General features: G+C 53.9%; 2 protein-coding genes and 1 pseudogene. 1 reads left to right on the top strand and 2 read right to left on the bottom strand.

Annotated elements, in window-relative coordinates:
• Positions 1-29: 29 nt before the first annotated feature.
• Positions 30-224: a hypothetical protein gene (locus tag C6W91_RS21020; protein ID WP_370571594.1), complete on the top strand. Its 195-nt coding sequence runs from the start codon at positions 30-32 to the stop codon at positions 222-224.
• Positions 225-248: 24 nt separating this feature from the next.
• On the opposite strand, the gene C6W91_RS21025 is transcribed toward C6W91_RS21020, so the two are convergent.
• The gene (locus C6W91_RS21025; protein WP_370571593.1) at positions 249-983 is read right to left on the bottom strand and encodes a hypothetical protein; all 735 of its coding nucleotides are present in this window, start codon (positions 981-983) and stop codon (positions 249-251) included.
• A gap of 24 nt (positions 984-1007) precedes the next feature.
• Positions 1008-1488, bottom strand: a pseudogene (locus tag C6W91_RS21030) (hypothetical protein); the annotation flags it as partial.

The raw sequence follows: 1488 nt of genomic DNA on the forward strand, positions 1-1488 counted from the left end.
ACACACGCCCGCCGCAACGTCTCATCCTGATTGACGCGGAATCTCATCCAGTTTGTCGCGCAGCAGCTGGCGGCGTGGCAGCGTGTCCGCCGGTCGTGGAATACAGCACGGAGTTTCAGGCACAGGCGGCCGAAGAATTAGCGATGCTGCCGGACGGATCTGCCATCGTTGAGATGATGGGTGACTACTTGGTTATGCGGGACCAAGTACGCGCTTGTGGATGATTTCGTTCAAGTGGTAGCTAGGATTTACGAATTTTGGTGAGCATAAACAAAATCGGCACCATCTTCCGTGAAGAGGACGTCGGGCCAAGGTTTTTCACGATCCTCAGTGATCAGATCAAAGATGGTCTCGCCGACAGGAACATCTACGGTGTCTCGCAATTCGGAACTGAATGCGTTCGAAGTCGTCGTTTCCAGATGTTCCATGTAATCGACCACAAAACGACCGACACAGGGCTCAAAGAGAGATGAGACGCTGTGTCGATCGTGTATTGGATACGCCGATTTCCAAGTGGCCCCATAGAAACTCAGAATAAAGGTTCCAGTCGATGATGGTCTCCATCCTTTGGATGCGACATGCGCGCCGATCGACGCTTTGACCTTGTCCAAGCGTTGGTCAATCTCTCGGATCTTGTCGCCGTCGAATGCCCCGTGACCGCGCTTGCACTCGAACACATACAGCTTCCCTGTGTTGGCATTAAACGCAAGGCAGTCCAGATGCGCTTTGCCGCCCGCAACTGAGATCTTTTCCTTGTCAGCCCGCCAGTGGGATAGCTTGTTGATCGCAAATATTAAAGCGCGTTCAATAAGAAGTCCGTGCCGCTTCTTGATGCTGTCAATTTCTGAGACCAGAGAAGACAGACGCGGGTTCGACCCAAATAATGGATCGCAGGGAATCTTGGCTGACTTGGCTTTTGCATCAGCGATAAGCTGAGCCGCACTTTTCTTCCAGAGCAATGCTTCAGCGTATGTCAGCCGCAAACACATTTGATCCCCCGCGGTCCATCACTTGATAGACTTGTCGATGAAGCCCAGCGTAGTTGCGTTCTCGATCAAAGTTCTGACTTTGGCACGATCCAGACCGGAAGGGACTTCGGCATCAATTTCCAGCTTCAGAGATACGTCACTGCCCGGAAGTGTAGTGAGCTGCTCGATAATCGCTTCCACGATTTGGTGGATGTCTCGCGCCGGTCGGTCGGCCGAGATCATGACGGTTCCGGCGAAACGCGTGGGTTTCCTTTCTGGGGCGGGAGCGGGTTCTACACCAGGATCACCACCTGGCGTTGGCGCAGGGCCATCAGGGTCCGTGGGGCCTGATCCGCCCGGACCATCCGGCTCTTCTGTTGACTTGGGACAGTGAGATTCTGCGACGTCGGGTTTGATGATTACAGAATCGCTGTCGATCACGACCTGGACTTGGCTAGGGTCAGGATTCATAACCAAAAGATGACGAGAGCCGCGAGCGCGATGGCAGAGAGAAACACCT

It is taken from the genome of Phaeobacter sp. SYSU ZJ3003 (genome assembly GCF_041300735.1).
GTDB lineage: Bacteria > Pseudomonadota > Alphaproteobacteria > Rhodobacterales > Rhodobacteraceae > Phycobacter > Phycobacter gallaeciensis_A.